Source organism: Pseudomonas sp. Con_6 (assembly GCF_059379395.1).
Window position 1 is genome coordinate 4940149 of sequence record NZ_CM182011.1, and the last position, 22200, is coordinate 4962348.

The 22200-nt window shown below is 64.7% G+C and carries 18 protein-coding genes; 7 read left to right on the forward strand and 11 right to left on the reverse strand.

All coding sequences use genetic code 11. The features are described from left to right. Positions 1–65: 65 nt before the first annotated feature. The 6 genes from AC5QPF_RS21945 to AC5QPF_RS21970 form a co-directional block, all read right to left on the reverse strand. A complete protein-coding gene (locus AC5QPF_RS21945) occupies positions 66–1514 on the reverse strand; it encodes an aminotransferase-like domain-containing protein (RefSeq protein WP_330074224.1) in 1449 nt (482 codons plus the stop codon). A 215-nt stretch (positions 1515–1729) separates the two neighbouring features. Beyond that, entirely contained in the window at positions 1730–2539 is an 810-nt protein-coding gene (locus AC5QPF_RS21950; protein ID WP_494959861.1) for an OmpA family protein, read from the reverse strand. Further along, positions 2536–2889: a DUF4398 domain-containing protein gene (locus tag AC5QPF_RS21955; protein ID WP_494959862.1), complete on the reverse strand. Its 354-nt coding sequence runs from the start codon at positions 2887–2889 to the stop codon at positions 2536–2538. Before AC5QPF_RS21955 ends, AC5QPF_RS21950 begins: the two co-directional genes overlap by 4 nt. 9 nt (positions 2890–2898) lie before the next feature. Further along, on the reverse strand, positions 2899–3699 hold the full coding sequence (locus AC5QPF_RS21960; RefSeq protein ID WP_494959863.1) for a transporter substrate-binding domain-containing protein: 801 nt from the start codon (positions 3697–3699) through the stop codon (positions 2899–2901). A gap of 133 nt (positions 3700–3832) precedes the next feature. Then, complete coding sequence (locus tag AC5QPF_RS21965) at positions 3833–4762, reverse strand: FAD-binding protein (RefSeq protein WP_494959864.1); 930 nt, start codon at positions 4760–4762, stop codon at positions 3833–3835. After that, positions 4763–5512 (reverse strand): electron transfer flavoprotein subunit beta/FixA family protein, encoded by a 750-nt coding sequence (locus AC5QPF_RS21970; RefSeq protein ID WP_494959865.1) that lies wholly within the window; start codon positions 5510–5512, stop codon positions 4763–4765. A 543-nt stretch (positions 5513–6055) separates the two neighbouring features. On the opposite strand from AC5QPF_RS21970, the gene AC5QPF_RS21975 reads away from it, so the two are divergent. Continuing rightward, positions 6056–7720: a 4Fe-4S dicluster domain-containing protein gene (locus tag AC5QPF_RS21975; RefSeq protein ID WP_494959866.1), complete on the forward strand. Its 1665-nt coding sequence runs from the start codon at positions 6056–6058 to the stop codon at positions 7718–7720. A gap of 70 nt (positions 7721–7790) precedes the next feature. On the opposite strand, the gene AC5QPF_RS21980 is transcribed toward AC5QPF_RS21975, so the two are convergent. Next, positions 7791–9101 carry an MFS transporter gene (locus AC5QPF_RS21980; RefSeq protein WP_494959867.1) on the reverse strand — a complete coding sequence of 437 codons (1311 nt, stop codon included), beginning with the start codon at positions 9099–9101 and terminating at the stop codon, positions 7791–7793. 91 nt (positions 9102–9192) lie between these two features. Then, complete coding sequence (locus AC5QPF_RS21985) at positions 9193–9675, reverse strand: histidine kinase (RefSeq protein ID WP_494959868.1); 483 nt, start codon at positions 9673–9675, stop codon at positions 9193–9195. 355 nt (positions 9676–10030) lie between these two features. Between AC5QPF_RS21985 and AC5QPF_RS21990 the strand changes: the two genes are divergently transcribed. Genes AC5QPF_RS21990 through AC5QPF_RS22000 form a run of 3 tightly spaced genes read left to right on the forward strand, consistent with a single transcriptional unit; the run spans position 10031 to position 14575 of the window. Next, positions 10031–11203, forward strand: a complete 1173-nt coding sequence (locus tag AC5QPF_RS21990; RefSeq protein ID WP_494959869.1) for an efflux RND transporter periplasmic adaptor subunit — start codon at positions 10031–10033, stop codon at positions 11201–11203. Further along, positions 11204–13171, forward strand: a complete 1968-nt coding sequence (locus AC5QPF_RS21995) for a MacB family efflux pump subunit (protein ID WP_494959870.1) — start codon at positions 11204–11206, stop codon at positions 13169–13171. It abuts the gene before it with no gap. 3 nt (positions 13172–13174) lie between these two features. Next, positions 13175–14575, forward strand: coding sequence for an efflux transporter outer membrane subunit (locus AC5QPF_RS22000; protein WP_494959871.1), 1401 nt, complete (start codon positions 13175–13177; stop codon positions 14573–14575). A 79-nt stretch (positions 14576–14654) separates the two neighbouring features. Here AC5QPF_RS22000 and pvdP read toward each other — a convergent pair whose 3' ends face one another. The 3 genes from pvdP to AC5QPF_RS22015 form a co-directional block, all read right to left on the reverse strand. After that, positions 14655–16274 carry a pyoverdine maturation tyrosinase PvdP gene (gene pvdP / locus AC5QPF_RS22005; protein WP_494959872.1) on the reverse strand — a complete coding sequence of 540 codons (1620 nt, stop codon included), beginning with the start codon at positions 16272–16274 and terminating at the stop codon, positions 14655–14657. A 156-nt stretch (positions 16275–16430) separates the two neighbouring features. Next, on the reverse strand, positions 16431–17753 hold the full coding sequence (locus AC5QPF_RS22010; RefSeq protein WP_494959873.1) for an ATP-binding protein: 1323 nt from the start codon (positions 17751–17753) through the stop codon (positions 16431–16433). Further along, entirely contained in the window at positions 17750–18433 is a 684-nt protein-coding gene (locus tag AC5QPF_RS22015; RefSeq protein WP_494959874.1) for a response regulator, read from the reverse strand. The genes AC5QPF_RS22010 and AC5QPF_RS22015 overlap by 4 nt, the downstream gene beginning before the upstream one ends. A 166-nt stretch (positions 18434–18599) precedes the next feature. Between AC5QPF_RS22015 and dsbD the strand changes: the two genes are divergently transcribed. Genes dsbD through dsbG form a run of 3 tightly spaced genes read left to right on the forward strand, consistent with a single transcriptional unit; the run spans position 18600 to position 21918 of the window. After that, on the forward strand, positions 18600–20321 hold the full coding sequence (gene dsbD / locus AC5QPF_RS22020) for a protein-disulfide reductase DsbD (RefSeq protein ID WP_494959875.1): 1722 nt from the start codon (positions 18600–18602) through the stop codon (positions 20319–20321). Next, positions 20321–21163, forward strand: a complete 843-nt coding sequence (locus AC5QPF_RS22025; protein ID WP_494959876.1) for a prolipoprotein diacylglyceryl transferase family protein — start codon at positions 20321–20323, stop codon at positions 21161–21163. The genes dsbD and AC5QPF_RS22025 overlap by 1 nt, the downstream gene beginning before the upstream one ends. After that, a complete protein-coding gene (gene dsbG, locus AC5QPF_RS22030; protein WP_494959877.1) occupies positions 21160–21918 on the forward strand; it encodes a thiol:disulfide interchange protein DsbG in 759 nt (252 codons plus the stop codon). The genes AC5QPF_RS22025 and dsbG overlap by 4 nt, the downstream gene beginning before the upstream one ends. Positions 21919–22200 lie beyond the last annotated feature (282 nt).

The following is a 22200-nucleotide window of genomic DNA, read 5'->3' on the forward strand; positions in this document are numbered from 1 at the left end:
AACGACAGAACACCCGAGGAAAGTCGCTATGGTCCCTGTTCCAGACATGCCTGACAAGATGCAGATTACAGATAGCCAGTACCGGTCGCTGCTTCCTGGCACAGCTGGTTCGCCAGCATACCGAGAGTCATCAGCGCCCTCTCCGCCTCACGATTCCAAGGGATGCCGCAGTTGAGACGAATGCAGTGGTTGAACTGCTCGGTATTACTGAAGATCAGCCCCGGCGCGATGCTGATGCCTTGCTGCAATGCCCGAACATGCAATTCCTGAGTATTGACCCGCCCCGGCAGGCTGACCCAGAGGATGAAGCCGCCGGTTGGCCGGGTCATCTGCGTGCCGTCGGGGAAATACTGCTGCACCGCCAACTGATAGGCGCTGAGGTTCTTCCGGTATTCCTGACGGATAAAGCGCAAGTGGCGGTCGTAGCCGCCATTCTCCAGGTAAGAGGCCACCCCCATCTGCGTCACGCTGCAAGCGGAATGGGTACTGAAGGTCTGCAGGCGCTGGATTTCCTGCTGGTAGCTGCCGGCGACCATCCAGCCGATGCGCACCCCCGGCGACAGGGTCTTGGAAAAACTCGAGCAGTAGATCACCCGACCAAGGCGATCATGCGCCTTGAGCGACTTTGTCTTGCCCTGCTCGAACATCAATTCGCCATAGATATCGTCTTCGATGATCTGGATATTGAAGTCCGAGGCCAGACGCAACAGTTGCTTCTGCCGGTCTTCCGGAATGGTGCCGCCCAGCGGGTTGCTCAGGCGCGCAGTCAGCACCAGGGCCTTGATCGACCACTGGTTGGCCGCCAGTTGCAGTGCTTCGAGGCTGATACCGGTGGACGGATCGCTGGGGATCTCGATCACTTTAAGGCCAAGCAGATCGGCCAGTTGCAGCAAGCCATAATAGGTCGGCGACTCGGCGGCGATCAGGTCGCCGGGACGGGTAAGCACCCGCAACGACATCTGCAGGGCATCGACGCACCCATGGGTGACTACCACTTCCGACGGGTCGACCACCACCCCGGCATCGCGCATGCGAATGGCGATCTGTCGACGCAGCGGCTCGAAGCCCGGGCTGAACATGTAGCTGAACGCCCGCGGGCTCTGGAATCGTGTGACCTTGGCCAGTTGCTGGTGCAGCGCGCGTACCGGCAGGTAATCCACGTGGGGCACCGCAGCGCCCAGCGGGAACACGCCATCGCGGCGGGCTTCGGTCAACACCTGCTGGATGATGCTGGCACGGGTGACCAGGCCCGGCCGCTCGACCCGGGCGATATCCGGCGTCGAAGCGGTCAGCGCGGGCGTCTGGTGCACATAGTAGCCGGACTGCGGACGAGCGCGGATCAGCCCCTGGTCCTCAAGATTGGCGTAAGCCTGCAGCACCGTGGCATGACTGACGTTCAGTTGCGAACTCATCTTGCGCACCGACGGCACGCGCTCGCCCGGCTGATAGACGCCGCGCCGGATATCTTCGGCGAGCTGTTGGGCGATACGCTGATAAAGCAACAGGTTGGTCATGATCCACTCTCGACACGCGCAGGCAATCTTGATTGTTGTAGTCCAGGCCAGCGAAGAATACCGTAACAGTTGCCAAGTGTACTGGAACAGATTGCAGATCAGACGACAATACAGTTGCATGAAAGCGCTGAAAAGCGCTGCGTTGGAATAAGTAGAACCGTATCCATAAAAAAACCCGGCCTCTTTCGATGGCCGGGTTCTTCATGCCGCCTGACTTAACGCTCCGCGCCAAGCCGGCCCTTTTCGTCGGAGAAGACGATCTCGACGCGGCGATTTTGCGCCCTGCCCCGCTCCGAGGCATTCACCTCGACCGGATACTGGTCGCCGTAGCCGATCACCTTGATACGTTTCTCGTCGATGCCGAGGTCCACCAACATGTCGGCCACCGATTGCGCCCGATCGCGCGACAGAGTGAGGTTGTCCTCCGGGTTGCCGGTGCTGTCGGTGTAACCCTCGATACGTACCACCCGCTTGGGGTTCAACTGAAGGAACTGCACCAGCTTGAGCACGGTACGGCTCGCGGAATTCTTCAGCTCGGCCTGACCGGTGTCGAACAACACGTCGCCAAGGGTCATCACCAGTCCGCGGTCGCTCTGGGTCGTAGCGAGGCTGACGATCTGCTCTTCCAGCCACTTGCCTTGCTGCTGCACGCTGCTCAGCTTGGCTTCGCGCAAGGCCAGTTGCAGGCGCTGGCGCTCCAGCTCCAGCTTGGCCTGGCGCTCCTGATTGAGCATCAGGTTGCTGTGCTCGCGGGCAATCTCGCTGTAGCGCTGACTCAGGTAGGCGTAATGCCGCACATCGCTGCCAGTGCCCCAGTAAGTGGCCAGGCGCTCGGCCTTGGCCAGTGACTCGCCGGCGCGAATGACGTCCCGCGGCGCGCTGCGCAGGACATTGGAATCATCCTTGACCGACTGGAAGCTGGTGCTCGCCTGCTCCAGGGCCACTTCGCTGCGCTCACTGGCGCAGCCCTGCAGGCCAAGCACGCCGGCCAACGCCAGCAGGGCCAGAGATTTGTTCGAACTCACTGCTGTTCCCCCAGTTGCTTGCGCAGGCGATCCACCCGGGATTGCAGCAAGGTCAGTTGTTCCTGGCTCTTCAGGGTCAGCACCCGGGCTTCAGCCAGGCGCGCATCCAGCTCGGCCTGCTCGGCGCGCATACGCGCATCGCGGAACGACTCGCTGGCCATATTGGACCGAGCCCTTGCCAACTTGTCTTCAGCCAGTTTCAGCTCGGCCACATCATCGGTCGCACCGACAGCCTTGGCCTGTTCCAGCGCCTGTTCAGTCAGGCGCATCTGTTCCTCGGGGGCCGGATCACTGGCGCAACCGGCCAGGGCCAGCAACGCCAGAGCAATGAATAGCGGTTGAGTTCTCACACGGATTTCCTACTGTTTTGGGGCGTCGAGCGGCGCCGGCAACTGCGCCTGCCAGCGCTCGACGTTGCGTTGCACCACCGCCTGGACTACGCCAGAAGCCGGCAATTCTGTCAGTTTTTTCGCCAACTGTCCGCGCAACCAGGCATCGTTACAGGCGGAATTGTGCGACAGCGCCAGAAACAACCCGGGATGATCCAGGGCCTGGCCGCGGGCCACCAGGTCATTGGCCATGCCCAGGCTCTGCGCCATGGCCATACCGGCATAACGCCCTGCAAGCACGTAGTCGACCTGACCGAGCAGCAGCTTCTGCATCGCCTGGGTCAAGTTAGGTACCACTGCCAGTTTGAGCTCAGCCTTGGTGAAGGCGGAGAACTCCGGGGTCAGGCGAGCCTTTTCCGAGATGGCGCCCTGGTGCTTGTGCAGGTCGGCGAGGTTGTCATAGACCAGCGCGGAGTCGTGACGGGTCCAGACCACGTATTCGTTCTGAACCACGGCCGGATGGATGTAGTCCATGGTGGTCAACTCGTCGACGGCCAGCGGCGCGTCCACCAACAGATCCATGCGCCCGCTGCGCACCTCGGCCTGGGCATCGGCGCGCTTGCCGCCGTACAGCACCTCGATTTTCAGCCCCAGCTCGGCAGCGACCTGCTGCAGCAGGTCAACATTGGCACCGACCAGGTGCCGGGGATCCTGCGGATCACGCCAGGAGTAAGGCGGCGCATCCGGACTGCCGGTGGCTACCAGCCGCTCGCATTTGCCCACCGCTAGCGCCAACGATGGCAGGCAGGCCAGCCCGAGTACGGCCAGCATTCCCTTCCTCATGCACCTACCCCTTTTTCCGATCTGCAGAAATCAAAAAGCCCGGTTGCCCGGGCCGCGCGAGATGGAAACCACCCCCACACGGCCCGTGACAACCGGGCCCTTTATAAGTGAAGCGACTGGATTAAACCAGCTTCTCCAGCTCAGGAACGGCTTCGAACAGATCCGCCACCAGGCCGTAGTCGGCCACCTGGAAGATCGGTGCTTCTTCGTCCTTGTTGATCGCGACGATCACTTTCGAGTCCTTCATACCGGCCAGGTGCTGGATCGCGCCGGAGATACCGACGGCGATGTACAGCTGTGGCGCGACGATCTTGCCGGTCTGGCCGACCTGCATGTCGTTCGGTACGAAGCCTGCGTCGACCGCGGCGCGGGAAGCGCCCACTGCCGCGCCCAGCTTGTCGGCCAGGGCGTACAGGTGCTTGAAGTTGTCGCCGTTCTGCATGCCGCGGCCGCCGGAAACGACGATCTTGGCAGCGGTCAGCTCAGGGCGGTCGGACTTGGCCAGCTCTTCGCCAACGAAGGACGACTTGCCAGCGTTGTGCACGGCAGCGACAGCTTCGACGGCAGCCGAACCACCTTCGCCGGCAACGGCGTCGAAGCCGGTGGCGCGAACGGTGATGACCTTGACCGCAGCGCTCGATTGCACGGTGGCAATGGCGTTGCCGGCGTAGATCGGACGCTTGAAGGTGTCGGCGGATTCAACCGAGATGATCTCGGAGATCTGGTCGACGTCCAGCAGCGCGGCAACGCGTGGCAGGACGTTCTTGCCATTGGAGGTGGCAGGCGCCAGCACGTGGCTGTAGGCCTTGCCCAGTTCGGCCGCCAGCGGCGCGACGTTTTCCGGCAGGAAGTTGGCGTAGGCGGCGTTGTCGGCAACCAGGACCTTGGCCACGCCAGCGATCTTGGCTGCAGCTTCGGCTACACCACCGACGTTCTGGCCAGCGACCAGGACGTGGATGTCGCCACCGATCTTGGCGGCAGCGGCAACGGTGTTCAGGGTAGCGGGTGCAACGGCACCGTTTTCGTGTTCAGCGATAACCAGGATAGTCATTTAGATTACCTTCGCCTCGTTCTTCAGTTTCTCGACCAGTTCAGCAACCGACTTGACCTTGATGCCCGCGCTGCGTGCAGCCGGGGCTTCGACTTTCAGGGTCTTGTTGGTCGAGGCGGTGGAAACGCCCAGCGCGTCTGGAGTGACGGTCTCCAGCGGCTTCTTCTTGGCCTTCATGATGTTCGGCAGCGACGCGTAGCGCGGCTCGTTGAGGCGCAGGTCGGTGGTGACGATCGCCGGCAGGTTCAGGGCAACGGTCTGCAGGCCGCCGTCGATTTCGCGGGTGACGTTGACCTTGTCGCCAGCCGGTTCGACTTTCGAGGCGAAGGTCCCTTGGGCGAAGCCGGTCAGCGCAGCCAGCATCTGGCCGGTCTGGTTGTTGTCGCTGTCGATGGCCTGCTTGCCGAGGATGACCAGCTGAGGCTGCTCTTTATCGACGACGGCTTTCAGCAGCTTGGCGACAGCCAGGGAAGTCAGCTCTTCGGCAGACTCCACCAGCACGGCGCGGTCGGCACCCAGTGCCAGGGCGGTACGCAGTTGCTCCTGGGCAGTGGCCGGGCCGACGGTAACGACGACGATCTCGCTGGCGACGCCTTTCTCTTTCAGGCGTACGGCTTCTTCGACGGCGATCTCGCAGAAGGGGTTCATGGACATTTTGACGTTGGCGAGGTCGACGCCGGAGTTGTCCGCCTTGACGCGAACCTTGACGTTGTAGTCGACCACTCGTTTGACAGCTACAAGAACCTTCATGGATTCCTCGTTACTCTCCGGTGAAAAGAATGTCGCCTGGGCCGAAGCCGGCGATTGCGCGTGGGTACAAGGGCACCTCTGAAAACGATCACGGCGGAACGAATTTAGACTGACTGGGCAGTCCCGATTCGACCCTTCATCGCAAAACCCCAAGGCCATTTCTTGTCGTGGCGTGTAAACTCCACTACACAGCGGGGTTTGGCATAACTGCCCTGCTCTTTGCCAGGTTTTTAGGGGTGCTCCTGCATCCGACGGTCAGCCTACGGCGAGCGTAAAACCGCCCGTATCTTGACCGTAACGCCCAATCCGGTCAATACGGCAAAACCGCCAGCTTCCAGCCGCGCCTCTTTGATTTTACTGGGCTGCGGCAAATTCAAACAAACGTTTGTATTGGACCGCGCAAGTGGTGTAGATATAATGCGCGGCCAAGAGAAAGCGGTGTAGTACGTCATCCCCCGAAGCTACAGAATCGCCCCCTTCGACGTGACCGCCTTGCACCCACTACAAAGAAAAACCTGATGAGCCTTGAGTAGGAGAGAACCTGTGGAACGCGAATACATGGAATTCGACGTGGTCGTCGTCGGCGCAGGCCCGGCGGGCCTGTCCGCCGCCTGCCGCCTGAAGCAGAAGGCCGCCGAAGCCGGTAACGAAATCAGCGTCTGCGTGGTCGAGAAAGGTTCCGAGGTCGGTGCCCACATCCTCTCCGGCGCGGTCTTCGAGCCGCGCGCCCTGAACGAACTGTTCCCCGACTGGAAGGAACTCGGCGCGCCGCTGAACACCGAGGTCAAGCGCGACGACATCTACGTCCTGAAGAACGGCGACAGCTCGATCAAGGTACCTGACCTGTTCGTGCCCAAGACCATGCACAACCAGGGCAACTACATCATCTCCCTCGGCAACCTGTGCCGCTGGCTGGCCCAGCAGGCCGAAAACCTGGGCGTGGAAATCTACCCGGGCTTCGCCGCCCAGGAAGTGCTGTTCGACGACAACGGCGTGGTGCGCGGGATCATCACCGGCGACATGGGCGTGGACCGCGAAGGCCACCCGAAGGACGGCATGTACACCCCTGGCATGGAACTGCGCGGCAAGTACACCCTGTTCGCCGAAGGCTGCCGCGGTCACCTGGGCAAGCAACTGGTCAAGCGCTTCAACCTGGACAGCGACGCCGACGCCCAGCACTACGGCATCGGCCTCAAGGAGATCTGGGAAATCGACCCGGCCAAGCATGAGCAGGGCCTGGTGGTGCACACCGCCGGCTGGCCGCTGGACGTGATGAGCAAGGAAAACACCGGCGGTTCCTTCCTTTATCACCTGGAGAACAACCAGGTGGTGGTCGGTTTGATCGTCGACCTGTCCTACTCCAACGCCTACCTGTCGCCGTTCGACGAGTTCCAGCGCCTCAAGCACCACCCGGTGATCAGCCAGTACCTGGAAGGCGGCAAGCGCATCAGCTACGGCGCCCGCGCCATCTGCAAGGGCGGCCTGAACTCGCTGCCGAAGATGGTCTTCAACGGTGGCGCGCTGATCGGTTGCGACCTCGGCACCCTGAACTTCGCCAAGATCAAGGGCAGCCACACCGCGATGAAGTCCGGCATGCTCGCCGCCGAAGCGGTGGCCGATGCCCTGCTGGCCGGCAGCGAGGGTGGCGACCAGCTGAACAGCTATGTCGACGCGTTCAAGGCCAGCTGGCTGCATGAAGAACTGTTCGCCAGCCGCAACTTCGGCCCGGCGATGCACAAGTTCGGCCCGCTGTTCGGCGCGGCGTTCAACTATGTCGACCAGAACTGGTTCGGCGGCAAGCTGCCGTTCACCCTGCACGACACCAAGCCGGACTACGCCTGCCTCAAGCTGGCGGCCGACTCGAAGAAGATCGATTATCCGAAGCCTGACGGCAAGCTGAGCTTCGACAAGCTGAGCTCGGTGTTCCTCTCCAGCACCAACCATGAAGAAGAACAGCCGTGCCACCTGAAGCTGGCCGACGCCGGCATCCCGATCGGCACCAACCTGCCGCTGTACGACGAACCGGCGCAGCGCTACTGCCCGGCTGGCGTATACGAGGTGGTCGCCCAGGAAGACGGCAGCAAGCGCTTCCAGATCAACGCCCAGAACTGCGTGCACTGCAAGACCTGTGACATCAAGGATCCTTCGCAGAACATCACCTGGGTGACGCCGGAAGGTGCGGGTGGGCCGACCTACCCGAACATGTAAGCCAAAAAAGCCCCTCGCATGAGGGGCTTTTCATTTCAGGGCACCGCGGCCGCGCGTCGCGTTTTCGGTTTCAGTTGTTGGCCAGGGCCAGGTCGTCTTCCGCGCAGAGACGCTCCCGCCCGCTGAAATACAACGCCGTCATCACCCCGACAAACCCCATCACCGCACAGAATCCGACACAAACCCAAGGACTCCAGGGCATCAGCGCGATCAGCATCAACGGCGTGGTGCTCGCCCACAGTGCATAGGCCACGTTGTAGGTAAAGGAAATCCCCGAAACCCGGATCCGCGCCGGGAACAGACCGACCATCACCGACGGCACCACCCCCACCACCCCGCAGGCCAGACCGGCCAGGGCGTAGGCCAGGCCTACCGTGTCCCAGCCCGCCACCAGGCTGCCATACAGGGCGCCGATACCCAGCGGCAACAACAGCGAATACAGGATCAACGCCCGCCAGGCACCGATGCGGTCCACCAGCACGCCGGCCAGCACGCAGCCGATATTGAGGAAGACGATACCTATGCTGCTGAGGGCAAAGGTCTGCCCGGCCGCCATACCGAAGCGCTGCTGCATCACCGTCGGCGTGATCACCACCAGCACCACCACCGCCGACGTCAGCACGCAGGTCAGCAGGGCCGCCGGGACCAGCGCCCGGCGATGCTCGCGCAGCACCGCACGCAGGGAAAACTCCACCGGCTGGTCATGGCGCTGCGCGGCCAGGGCAAGGAACACCGGGGTCTCGCTGAGCCAGCGACGCAACCAGACGCCGATCACGCCAAACACCCCACCGAGCAGGAACGGATAACGCCAGGCGTAGTCGAGAATCTCTTCAGGGGTGTACACGCGGGCCAGCAATGTCGCGGTGAGGGCACCAAGCAGATAGCCGAAGGTGAGCCCGGCCTGGAGAAAGCCAAGGGCATAACCGCGACGTCCCACAGGCGCATGCTCGGCGACGAAGGTCCAGGCGCTCGGCACCTCGCCGCCCACCGCTGCGCCCTGAAGGATGCGCAGGGCGAGGAGGATCAGCGGTGCGGCATAGCCGATCTCGGCATAGGTCGGCATCAGGCCGATCAGCAGGCACGGCAGCGCCATCATCAGGATGCTCAGACTGAACACCTTCTTGCGTCCCAGGTGGTCGGCGAAGTGGGCCATGAGGATGCCGCCCAGGGGCCGCGCCAGGTAGCCGGTGACGAAGATCCCGAAGCTTTGCAGCAGACGCAGCCACTCGGGCATTTCCGGCGGGAAGAACAACTGGCTCAGGGTCAGGGCGAAGAACACGAAGATGATGAAGTCGTAGATCTCCAGCGCACCGCCCAGGGCCGCGAGACCAAGGGTTTTGTGGTCGCCGCGCGAGAGCCGCGCGGAATCGTTGGCAGTCATAGGGGTTTCCGCAGGAATGAACGGGACCGCGCGCCGCGCGCGCCTGAACGAGGGGCAGAGCATAACAAAAATGAGCCGCGTGACAGGCGCTTCAGGTAGGCCGGGAAAACACCGTGTGACCGAGGTTGTGCGAGCGCTTGGCGCAGAGGCGCAGGGTCTTGCCCGACGGATGAGGCAACTGACCGATCACCCGCGGCGCATCCACGAGGGCCATGAACGCATGCAGGGTCTCGTCATCCGGCACCTTGGGCAGGCTGATGCTTACCGCCTGGCGCTGGCCCGGCGGCACCGCGGGCATCTTCAGGTGTTGCGACTCGTACAGCAGCGCATGCTGGATCTGCACATTGACCCGACAGAAGCGCTCCAGGTCGACCCCGGCATGGCTGGCCAGGTCGATGTTGCCAATCAGCAGGTTGAACGGCAGCAAGGCATTCTGCACCAGATGCTGCAGGTCTTCGAAGGACTGCACGGGAGCGATGCGGAAGTAACCCATGCCGTTGAGCATCTTCTCCAGTTGCAAGAGCTGCATCGGATGCGCATCGGCCAGCAGGATTCGCAAGGATTTATCGGCCATCGTCGTTGACCAGGGTGCGGTGGTTGTGGGGAACGATCCTTGGTCAAGACTTCCGCGCCGAGGCGCATTCCTGGGAGCTTCCCTTGATAGTTGACGGGAAACCGTCGGAAATCAAGGCAGCGTCAAGAATTTGTTGGAGTAGCGGATTGCCGCTTCGCTCCACTCGAAACGATATATCGATCAAATGGTAATAATTCTCACCAGCATTTGACCATTTCGCCTTACCATCCCACCCTCTCCGCCAGGGCGCCCCCGCCCCGCGGGTAAATTAAGGCATGAGCCTCTCGTCTACCTGGGAGCCTCCCGTGCGCCGCGTTCCCGCCGCCCGGGCCAATCCCTCTGGCTGGAACCCCGCATGAGACGTCCGACGTTCAAACGCCGCCTGCTGATCTGCACCCTGGGCATGGCCGCCCTCGGCGCACTGGTGGCCTGGAAAGCCTTGCCGGGCAACGATCCGCTGAGCACGGTCGCGGTCACCCGCGGCGATATCGAAAGCAGCGTGACCGCCCTCGGCACCCTGCAACCACGACGCTATGTCGATGTCGGCGCCCAGGCCTCGGGACAGATCCGCAAGTTGCACGTGGAGCCCGGCGACCAGGTCCGCGAAGGCCAGCTGCTGGTGGAAATCGACCCCTCGACCCAGCAGGCCAAGCTTGATGCCGGACGCTACTCCATCGACAACCTCAAGGCGCAACTGGCCGAGCAGCAGGCCCAGTACAAGCTCGCCGAACAGCAGTACAAGCGCCAGCAGAGCCTTGCCGCCGGTGGCGCTACCCGCGAGGAAGACGTGCAGACCGCCCAGGCCCAGCTCAAGGTGACCCAGGCGCGCATAGACATGTTCCGCGCGCAGATCCTCCAGGCCCAGGCCAGCCTGCGCAGCGATGAGGCAGAGCTGGGCTACACGCGGATCTATGCACCGATGTCCGGCACCGTGGTCGCGGTGGACGCCCGTGAAGGCCAGACCCTCAATGCCCAGCAGCAGACGCCGCTGATCCTGCGCATCGCCAAGCTGTCGCCGATGACCGTCTGGGCCCAGGTGTCCGAGGCGGATATCGGTCATGTCAAACCGGGCATGCAGGCCTACTTCACCACCCTCGCCGGCGGCAAGCGGCGCTGGATTAGCACCGTACGGCAAATCCTGCCGATTCCGCCCAAGCCCCTCGACCCCAGCATGCAAAGCAGCGGTGGCTCATCCAGCGCCAGCGGCGGCAGCACCGGCAAAGTGGTGCTGTACACCGTGCTGCTCGACGTGGACAACCCGGACAACAGCCTGATGGCGGAAATGACCGCCCAGGTGTTCTTCGTCGCCGGCCAGGCCAGCAACGTGCTCACCGCGCCGCTGGCGGCCCTGGAAGACGATGGCGACCAGGCCGACCGGCGCCTGGCTCAGGTGGTGGGGCGCGACGGGCGCATCGAGCAGCGCCACGTGCGCACCGGTATCAGCGACCGCCTGCGGGTGCAGGTGCTAGACGGCCTGGCCGAAGGCGAGCACCTGCTGATCGGCGCGCCTGTCGCCAGCGGAGGCTGAATGAGCACGCCCCTGATCGAGCTACGGGATATCCGCAAGTCCTACGGCGGCGTCGACACGCCTAAGGTCGAGGTCGTGCGCGGCATCGACCTGGCCATCCATCCCGGCGAGTTCGTCGCCATCGTCGGTGCCTCCGGCTCCGGCAAATCGACGTTGATGAACATCCTCGGCTGCCTCGACCGCCCCACCAGCGGCCAGTACCTGTTCGCTGGCAAGGACGTCGCCGAACTGGACGGCGACGAACTGGCCTGGCTGCGCCGCGAGGCCTTCGGCTTCGTGTTCCAGGGCTACCACCTGATCGCCTCCGGGTCGGCCCAGGAGAACGTCGAGATGCCGGCGATCTATGCCGGCACCCCGGCTGCCGAGCGCCATGCCCGCGCCGCCGCCCTGCTGGAACGCCTGGGTCTTGGCGAACGCACCGGCAACCGCCCGCACCAGCTGTCCGGCGGCCAGCAGCAACGGGTGTCCATCGCCCGCGCGCTGATGAACGGCGGGCACATCATCCTCGCCGACGAACCCACCGGCGCCCTCGACAGCCACAGCGGCGCCGAGGTCATGGCCCTGCTCGACGAACTGGCCAGCCAGGGCCATGTGATCATCCTTATCACCCACGACCGCGAGGTCGCCGCCCGCGCTCAACGGGTCATCGAGATTCGCGACGGGCTGGTGATCAGCGATTCGGCGAAGGACGCAGCACCACGCCAGGCAGTGCAGAAATCCGGCCCGCAGGCCGAAGAACTGCGCCAGCACCTGGACCGCGGTGCGACCCAGCGCGGCGCCTGGAAAGGCGAACTGCTGGAGGCCCTGCAGGCGGCCTGGAGAGTCATGTGGATCAACCGCTTCCGCACTGCGCTGACCCTGCTCGGCATCGTCATCGGCGTCGCCTCGGTGGTGGTCATGCTCGCGGTCGGCGAAGGCAGCAAGCGCCAGGTAGTGGCCCAGATGGCCGCGTTCGGTTCCAACATCCTCTACCTCAGCGGCAAACCGGCCAGCCTCCACGCCCCGGCGGGCATCGTCACCCTGGACGATGTCGAGGCGCTGTCCGGCCTGCCCCAGGTGAAGAAGATCATGCCGGTGATCGGCAGCGAGCTGACCGTGCGCTTCGGCAACGCCAGCGGCAAGTTCTACGTCGGTGGCAACAACACCTTTTTCCCCGGGATCTTCAACTGGCCAGTGGCCGAGGGCAATTTCTTCACCGACGCCGACGAGCGCAACGCCGCCGCAGTGGCGGTGATCGGACCCAAGGTGAAGGAGAAGCTGTTCGGCGAGCGCAACCCCATCGGCCAGTACATCCTGATCGGCCAGGTACCGTTCCAGGTCCTCGGCATCCTGGTGGCCAAGGGCGCCAGCTCGGGCGACACCGACAGCGACGGGCGCATCGTGGTGCCCTATTCCGCCGCCTCGATCCGCCTGTTCGGCAGCCGCGATCCGGAATACGTGACCATCGCCGCCGCCGACTCGGCCCGGGTCAAGGAAACCGAAGCAGCGATCGATCACCTGATGCGCAAGCTGCACTACGGCAAGCAGGACTACGAGCTGACCAACTTCGCCGCGCTGATCCAGGCCGAAGCACGCACGCAGAACACCCTGTCGCTGATGCTCGGCGCCATCGCCGCGATTTCCCTGCTGGTGGGCGGCATCGGGGTGATGAACATCATGCTCATGACGGTGCGCGAGCGCACCCGCGAGATCGGCATCCGCATGGCCACCGGCGCGCGTCAGCGCGACATCCTGCGCCAGTTCCTCACCGAGGCGGTGCTGCTGTCGATGGTCGGCGGTGTTACCGGCATCCTCCTCGCTGCGCTGATCGGCGGCGGTCTGATGCTCGCAGACATCGCCGTGGCCTTCTCCCTCGGCGCCGTGCTCGGCGCCTTCACCTGCGCCGTGATGACCGGCGTGGTGTTCGGCTTCATGCCGGCCCGCAAAGCGGCCCGGCTGGATCCGGTCAAAGCCCTGACAAGCGAATAATCGATGAAAGTGCCTAGCCGTCTCAGCCTCCTGTCCCTCTGCGTGCTGCTTGCCGCTTGCTCCAGTCACGAGCCGGACAGCGCCTTGCCGCCCACCCCTGCGCAGTGGCAGGGCGAAACTTCACCCGCGCCACTCGCTGACGGCGCCTGGTGGAAGGCCTTCGCCAGCCCGCAGTTGAACGCCTTGATCGAACAGGCGCAGGCCAACAGCTTCGACCTCGCCGCCGCCATGGCCCGGGTGCGCCAGGCCCAGGCCAGCGCGGTGATCGCAGGCGCGCCGTTGTTGCCGGAAGTGAAGTTCGGCCTCGACGCCAGCCGCCAGCGCCTGCTGCGCGGAAGCGGCTACAACGGTATCGATGCCAGCCGCAACGAGCGCACCTACACCTCCTACGGCACCCGCCTCAGCGCCAGCTATGAAGTGGACTTCTGGGGCGGCAAGGCCGCCGCCCGCGACAGCGCCCTGCACAGCCTCGACGCCAGCCGCTTCGACCGCCAGACCGTGGAACTGACCCTGTTCAGCGGAGTAGCCAACAGCTACCTGCAGAGCCTGGCGCTGGTGGAGCAGCTTGCCATCGCCCGGCTCAATCTGACCAATGCGCGGGATGTGCTCAAGGTGGTGCAGACCCGGCATGACGCCGGTTCGGCCACGACGCTGGAGCTGGCCCAGCAGCGCAGCCTGGTGGCCGCGCAAGAGCGCCAGGTACCCTTGCTCGAACAACAGTTGCAGGACATCCGCATCACCCTGGCCACCCTGCTCGGCGAACCGGTGCAGCAGTTGCCGGAAAGCCGCGAGGCCTTCGCCGCCATCCACTGGCCGCGGATCGGCACGGGCGTGCCCAGCGACCTGCTCAGCCGCCGCCCGGATATCGCCGCCGCCGAAGCGCGACTGGCGGCGGCCAAGGCCAATGTCCGGGTGGCCCGCGCGGCGATGCTGCCGAGCCTGACCCTGGGTACCGATCTCGGATCGGGTGCACAGGTGTTCGACCAGTTGCTGCGCAGCCCCTACTACAGCCTGACCGCCGGACTGGCGGCGCCGATCTTCGACAATGGCCGGCTCGCGGCCGAGCGGGACAAGGCACGGGCCACACAGGATGAACTGCTGGAACTGTATCGCGGCAGCATCGTCGCCGGCTTCGGTGATGTGGAAAAGGCATTGAACGGCATCGATGGCGTGGATCGCCAACGGCAATGGCAGGATGAAGAAGTGCGCCAGGCGCGGACGGCGTTCGAGCTGGCGGAGAGTCGCTATCGGGCGGGGGCGGAGACCTTGCTTACGGTGCTGGAAACGCAGCGGACCTTGTATCAGGCGCAGGATCAGCAGGTGCAGTTGCGGCTGGCACGGGTGCAGGGAAGCGTGGCGTTATACAAGGCTCTTGGTGGGGGGTGGCAGGTAGCTGCCCGCTAGGCTTCAGGGCCTCATCGCGGGCAACGCCCGCTCCCACAGAGCCCATGTCGGCCACTTGGGTAGAACCCCCTGCCGGCCTTCAGGTTATCCCTTTCATCGACAGATGCCGCGCATACCAGGGCCGCTGCGGTACCCGCTTCATCAGCGGCTCCAGCAGATCATCCTTGGCAAAGACGATACGCAGCGCCAGCTTCATGGTCTCGATATCCATCTCCACCGACTTGCCCGGGAACATCCCAGGCGTGGTGTTGCAGCCATGAGTGCTCGGCCCCAGCCATGGGTCTTCGACCTCGTTCCAGCGCCCCGGCGCGAACCACTCCACGCCGTTGACCTGCAAGCGCGCGACCTGCCCCGGGTTGTGCCGCTCATGGGCGCGGTACCAGTCCTCGATGCGGTCGTCGATCCAGCCATGGAAGCCCCAGAACACCGGGCTGACATGGGACGAAAACGGATCTCCGAGGAAGTCATTCTCCGGCCCGTACCAGCGCGCAGCGAAGTCCGACGGATCGCGGGCGAACGGGACCGGCGCGCCATTGGACGGGTCCCGCGGCACCGAAGCCCAGCACATGTGCAGCCAGTCGTGCAGGTTCATCTCCAGTTCCGACCCCAACTCGCCGAGGGTCATCTTCGACAGGTACTGCGGGTCCTGGTACTGCGATTCCCAAACCTGGAAGTTGCTGCAGAAAGTCTCCTGCGCCTTGATCGCCGCGACCCACTGGGTGTAATCGCTGTCCCCCGGCGCGCGCCAGGTCGGCGGGACGCTGTAGCCATCGTGGTTGTCGAAGTAGCGGGCGAAGCCGTGGCGGTCGTATTCCACATTCGGCTGCGGCAGAGGGAAATGTGGCCACGACGGCAGCGGCTGGAAGGTACGGGCGGCCTGGAGCATGTGCCGATGCATGAATAGGAAGTCCACCCCGGAACCGTTGCGATGCTTGCGCGGGCCGCGCGCGTCGCGCTCCTTGTCCCGGGGACCAGGTTGCCAGCCGAGGCCGCGCAGCGAAGCGTGGCGCTCTTGCGAGAGACGGTGCCACTTGTCCCGGGTCGCATGCCAGAGCTGGTGGAACAGGCGGTGCTCGGCGCTGATCAGCCAGGCGCGCAGTTCCGGGGTGTAGGTAATGCGCTCGCGGGCCTCGGGGACCATGCGCTTGACCGCGACGAAATGGCTGTCCGGCAGCGGCAGCACCATGGAGCGATCGAGGGGTTGCAGGCGGCCACTGAGGGTGCCGCTGCCGGCATTGCCGAACTCGCCCCAGACTTCGTCGAGGGTAGCGATGCATTCGAAGCCGGGGCCGCCTTGGTTGCTCAGCAGGCGCCAGCGCACCTGGGCGGTGGAGGCACCGACCAGGTCGCCAAGCACGCGGTAGCTGGCGGGGCCGGGTTGTTCGAGGTTCTCGCGGGTGCCAAGCACTCCACGCAGGCCGCGGCCCTTGGCGGCGATGTCGAGGTACATCTGCACGCCTTCGCGGGGCAAGCCAGGCAGGCCATCGTCGGCGCCGGTGAAGCGGATGTCCCAGACGCCACGCAGCTGGTTGCCCAGTTGCTGGCCGGCGATGTCGGCCAGTTCGACGCTGGCCTCGCCGGGGGTGACGACATCGTCCTCGGGGTCATGGGTCAGCTTCTGATGGGCGTAGTACACCGCCGGCACCGCCGCGCCCGTTACCGCCAGACCTGCTATGAAACCGCGCCGCGATATCGTCATTCCCCACCCGTGCCAGCCATGGAAACTGCTTATGTCCAAGCTAGAACGTTGGGTCGGGGAGGAAATTTAGGGTTGGAAAGCGAATAGTCGGGACACTGCAAAACCTTGTGGGAGCTGACTTGCTCCCACAGGGATCACCTGCACCGGACCATCGAGTCAGGCAGTTGCTTTCAACGGCATCTGCAACAACACCCGCAACCCATCCGCCCGGCTCTCGAAGTGCAACGAACAGGCACAGCGCTGCACGATGGCCTGGACAATCGCCAGCCCCAACCCGCTGCCCTCGCTTTGCCCGTTGCGCCAGAAGCGCTGGGTGAGATGCTGCAGGTCATGATCGGCGATCCCCGGTCCATGGTCACGCACCAGGAAGCCGACACGCTCTTCTTCCACCTGCACCTCCAGCTCCACCGGCGCCTCGCCGTTACTATGGCGCAAAGCGTTGTCCAGCAGGTTGCGCAAAGCCGCCACCGCCAATGCACCGGGCATGTCCAGCAGCACCTGGGCGGCCCGTGGCGGAGCCTTGAGGACGATACGCCGATTGTCACCGGTATCCTGGATCGCCTGGCGCGCCACCTGGTCGGCACTGCACTGCACGCCGTCATCGAATGACAGGCTGCCCTCGACCCGCGCCAACAACAGCAACTGTTCCAGGGTCCGGTGCAGGCGATCGGCGCCCTCTTCGGCATGGGCCAGTGCCTGCTCGCGCACCAGGCCGTCGGTCATCCGGGCCACCTGCAGGTGGGTCTTGATCGCGGTCAGCGGGCTGCGCAGTTCGTGGGCGGCATCGCCGGTCAGGCGGCGCTCGCGCTCGATGGTCTGGCCGATACGCAGGAACAGTTGGTTCTGGGTATCCAGCAACGGCTGCAACTCGCTGGGCACCGCCTTGATCTGCAGCGGCTCCACCGAGTCCGGACTGCGCCGGCGCAGTGCCTCACGCATCCAGTTCAACGGTGCCAGGCCCTTGCCGATGCCGATCCACAACAGTGCCAGGCTGCCGAGCAGGGCCACCAGCACCGGCGCCGAGGCCGCCAGAAGAATCGAACGGTTCAACGCCTCACGTTCCAGATGGCGGTCCGCCGTGGTGATGCGGATGTCGTCATGGACGAAGGTAAAGCTGCGCCAGGGCGCACCGTCGATGATCTGGTCATGGAAACCGCCCTTGCCGTCGTCAAGGTGCTGGTCGGCGCTATGGTGGCTGCGGGCGAGGATCTCCCCGCGCAACGAGGTGACCTGGCAGGACATGCCATCCGGCACGCTCAACTGGTCGGCACTCAACCGTGTACCCTCGCCCTGGCTGGTCAGCGGCTGCGGCAATTGGTCGATCAGCCCGGCGACCATCCGCGCCGAGGCCACCAGACGCTGGTCGAGGGAGAACATCATCTGCTGGCGCAGGTCGCGCAGCATCCAGGCTGCGGCCAGGGCCCAGATCAGGACGAAGGCGGTGCCGAGGATCAGGCTCAGGCGCAGGCGCAGGCTCATCGCGCCCCCTCGTTGGGCAACTGCGCTGGGCCAAGACGGTAGCCAAGGCCGCGCACGGTCTCGACGATGCCGTTGCCGAGCTTGCGCCGCAGGTGGTGGATATGCACGTTGAGGGCATTGCTTTCCACTTCGTCGCTGAAGCCGTAGACGCTGTCCTTCAGTTGTTCACTGGACAGCACCCGCCCGGGGTTGTTGAGCAGGGCCTGGAGCAGGGCCTGCTCGCGGCGCGACAGGTCCACCGCCTTGCCGCCGAGGCTGACTTCGCAGTTGCTCGGGTCGAAGCTCAGCGGGCCGTGCTCGATGATATTGACGCAGCGCCCAGCCATGCGTCGCACCAAGGTGTGCAGGCGCGCGGCGAGTTCGCGCAGGTCGAAGGGCTTGAGCAGGTAATCGTCGGCGCCGGCCTGCAGGCCGTCGACGCGGTCGGTGACGGCGTCGCGGGCGGTGAGGATCAGCACCGGCAGGCTGTGGCCCTGCTGGCGCAGGCGCTGCAGCAGCTTGAGGCCGTCTTCGTCGGGCAGGCCGAGGTCGAGCACCATCACGTCGAAATGTGCAGCCTGGAGCAGTGCCCGCGCTGCGCTGGCGTTGGCCACGCGGTCCACGGTCAGGCCCTGGGCGCTAAGCCCGGCAATGATGCCGCTGGCGATCAGGTCGTCGTCTTCACAGAGCAGTACATGCATGGGCGGATTCGGTCATCGGACAGGAAAGCCGGTAGTGGGCCATGACAGGATTAACCCGGGATTATGCGCTTCTGCGAAAGCCGCGTCGCCTGCCGGTCGACGGCTTAACCCTGGGTTAATCCAGGCGGGTCAGCCTTGGTCGCTCATGAAATTGCAAGGCTTCGACATGCGTGCATTGATCCTGGCGTTCCTCTGCCTGTTCAGCTCCCTGAGCCAGGCGCAGCCCTTCGCCAATCCATTCGCCCAGAGCGACTTCCTGCCGGTGGAGAAGGCCTTCGTCTTCACCAGCGAACGCCTCCCCGACGGCCAGACCCGCCTGCACTGGGCGATCAGCGACGGCTACTACCTGTACCAGAAACGCCTGAAGTTCGATGGTTTGACAGCGGAGCAGATCCCGCCATTGCCGCCGGCCCAGGACCATCACGATGAATTCTTCGGCGACCAGCCGGTGTACCGCGGCCAGCTTGAACTGCTGCTCCCCGCCTCCGCCCAGGGCAGCCTGCGCATGGGCTGGCAGGGCTGCGCCGATGCCGGCCTGTGCTATCCGCCGCAGACCTCGCAGGTCGACCTGGGCGGCACCGTCGCCAATACCGCGAACCAGGCCGACGACCAGGCCCTGGCCGGCACCCTGCAGCAACGCCATCTCGGCTGGGGCCTGCTGGTGTTCTTCGGCCTGGGTCTGCTGCTGGCCTTCACCCCTTGCTCGCTGCCGATGCTGCCGATCCTCGCCGGGCTGGTCATGGGTAACAACGCCAGCAGCCGGCGTGGCTGGGCCCTGGCCGGGGTCTACGTGCTGAGCATGGCGCTGGTGTATGCCGCCCTCGGGGTGGTCGCCGCGCTGCTTGGCGCCAACCTCCAGGCCTGGCTGCAACAGCCGTGGCTGCTGGGCAGCCTTGCAGCGCTGTTCGTAGTGCTGGCCCTGCCGATGTTCGGCGTCTTCGAACTGCAACTGCCGATGTTCCTGCGCGACCGCCTGGAGCGCGCCGGGAGCAAGACCCGTGGCGGCAACCTGGCCGGCGCGGCTCTGCTCGGTGCCCTTTCGGGTCTGCTGATGGGCCCGTGCATGACTGCGCCGCTGGCCGGCGCGCTGCTGTATATCGCCCAGAGCGGAAATGCCGTGCACGGTGGCCTGGTGCTGTTCAGCCTCGGCCTGGGCATGGGCCTGCCGTTGTTGCTGCTGGTGACCCTGGGCAACCGCTACCTGCCCCGTCCGGGCACCTGGATGAACCTGGTCAAGGGCTTCTTCGGCTTCGTCTTCCTCGCCATGGCCCTTTACACCCTGCGGGCGGTGCTACCGCCGAGTCTGTGGCTGGCCCTCGCCGGCGCCTGGCTGCTGGCGCTTGCCTGGAGCGCCCGGCCGTCCATTGGTCGCTGGCGTTCCGCGCAACCGGCGCTGCTGATCGGCGGGTTGTGGGGCATGCTGGCGATCATCGGCGCCGCCGGCGGTGGCAGCGATCCGTGGAAACCGTTGGCGCCGTATACCGGAGGTGGAACGGTGGCGTCGGTCGCCGCTGCCCATGATGCCTTCACCACCGTGAGCACCCCGCAAGCCCTGCAGGCCGAGCTGGACGCCGCCCGCGCCCAGGGCCAGTGGGTGTTCCTCGACTACTATGCGGACTGGTGCGTGTCCTGCAAGGTCATGGAAAAGCAGGTGTTCGAACGCGCCGATGTGCTCGCCGCCCTCGGTGGCGTGCGCCTGGTGCGTCTCGATGTCACCGCCGATGCCGCGCCCGCCCGCGAACTGCTCAAGCGCTACCAGGTTCCGGGACCGCCGAGCATGCTGTGGATCGGTCCTGATGGCGAAGAACGCCGCGCCCGTCGCCTGGTCGGCGAGGTGGATGCGCAAACCTTCCTCAAACACTGGAATGCCACCCGGAGCGAAGGCTGATGCTGACGGTGAATATCGGCCCGGTCGCCCTGGCCCTCGACCACCTGCTGCTGCTCCTGGCCCTGGGCCTGGCGACCCTGGTCGGCTGGCGGGTGGCAAAACGTGGCGGCGACAATCCCGAGTCTTCGCTGTTCAACCTGTTCATCCTCGGGCTGATCTGCGCACGCATCGGCTTCGTCATCGCCTACTGGCCGATGTACCGCGACGACCTGCTGCAGATCGTCGATATCCGCGACGGCGGTTTCCTGCCCTGGGTCGGCCTGCTCACCGTGTTGCTCGGCGCGCTGTGGATCGCCTGGCGCAAGCCGGCGCGGCGCCGTCCGCTGGGCTGGGGCCTGGCCAGCGGTGCGCTGTTCTGGCTCCTGACAAGCTGGGCCAGCCACCTCTATGAAGAAGGCACGCAACTGCCGCAAATAACCCTCAAGGATGCACGTGGCCAGGCCGTAGCGCTCGACAACCATCGCGGCAAGCCGCTGGTGATCAACCTGTGGGCCACTTGGTGCCCGCCGTGCCGGCGGGAAATGCCAGTGCTGCAGCAGGCTCAACACGAGTACCCTGGGATCACCTTCCTTTTCGTCAATCAGGGCGAGACGCCGCAGATCGTCACCAACTTCCTCGCCACCACCGGCCTGAACCTGTCCCACGTGCTGTTCGACGCTGGCGGACAACTGGCGGCTCAGGTCGGCTCGATGGCGCTGCCCACCACCCTGTTCTACGACGCCGACGGCCGCCTGGTGGGCAGCCACCTCGGTGAACTGTCCCGTGCCAGCCTGCACCACGCGCTGCAGACCTTCGATGAAGGCCAGCAGCCGCTCACCACTCCAACAAGGAATGCACCATGAGGATCCCTGTTTCTCTGGGCCTGGTCCTGGGCCTGCTCGCCAGTCCGCTGCTCCAGGCCGATGAACTGCCGGCGGCGGTCCGGCAGATCGAAGCCAAGGGCGCGAAGGTCATCGGCAGCTTCGATGCACCCAACGGCCTGAAAGGTTATGCCGCGCAGTTCCAGAACCGTGGCGTGGCCCTGTACCTGACCCCGGACGGCAAGCATGTGCTGGTCGGCAGCCTGTTCGACGAAAAGGGCCAGGACCTCAGCGAGCAACCGCTGGAAAAACTGGTTTACGCGCCGATGGCCAAGGAAGTCTGGGCGAAGATGGAAAAAGCCGCATGGATCGCCGACGGCAAGGCCGATGCGCCGCGCGTCGTGTACCTGTTCAGCGACCCCAATTGCCCCTATTGCAACATGTTCTGGGAGCAGGCGCGGCCGTGGGTCGAGTCGGGCAAGGTGCAGTTGCGGCACATCATGGTCGGCATCATCCGCGCCGACAGCCCGGGCAAGTCCGCTGCCCTGCTCGCGGCCAAGGATCCGCAACAGGCCCTGCTGGAGCATGAGAAGGCCGGCAAGGCGAGCAAGCTCAAGCCGCTGGAAAGCATTCCGGCGCAGGTGCAGGCCAAGCTTGCCGCCAACCAGGCGCTGATGGACGAACTGGGCCTGTCCGCCACCCCGGCGATCTTCTATCTCGATGACCAGCAACGCCTGCAGACCCAGCAGGGCGCGCCGCGTCCCGAGCTGCTCGGACAGATCCTCGGCAAGCGCTGAGCCTTCCTCCCGCCCGGCGCGGATTCAGCCACGCACCGGGTTTCCTTCGGCCGCCGCCCAGGCGGCCTTTTTTTGCCCGCCGTTGGCACGGTTTCGTCATTTGCCTGTGCGATAAGCAAGAAGGCCGGACCTGCTCCCACAGGGTCCGTGTCGTGCTTTGGGTCTAGGTAGAAAACCCTGCCTGGGAGCCACGTCACAGTTCATGGCTTAGATCAAAATCGCAGCACCTCTCATCAACTTTCGCATTTGACAATAATTATCATTAATACTAGTTTGTCGCAC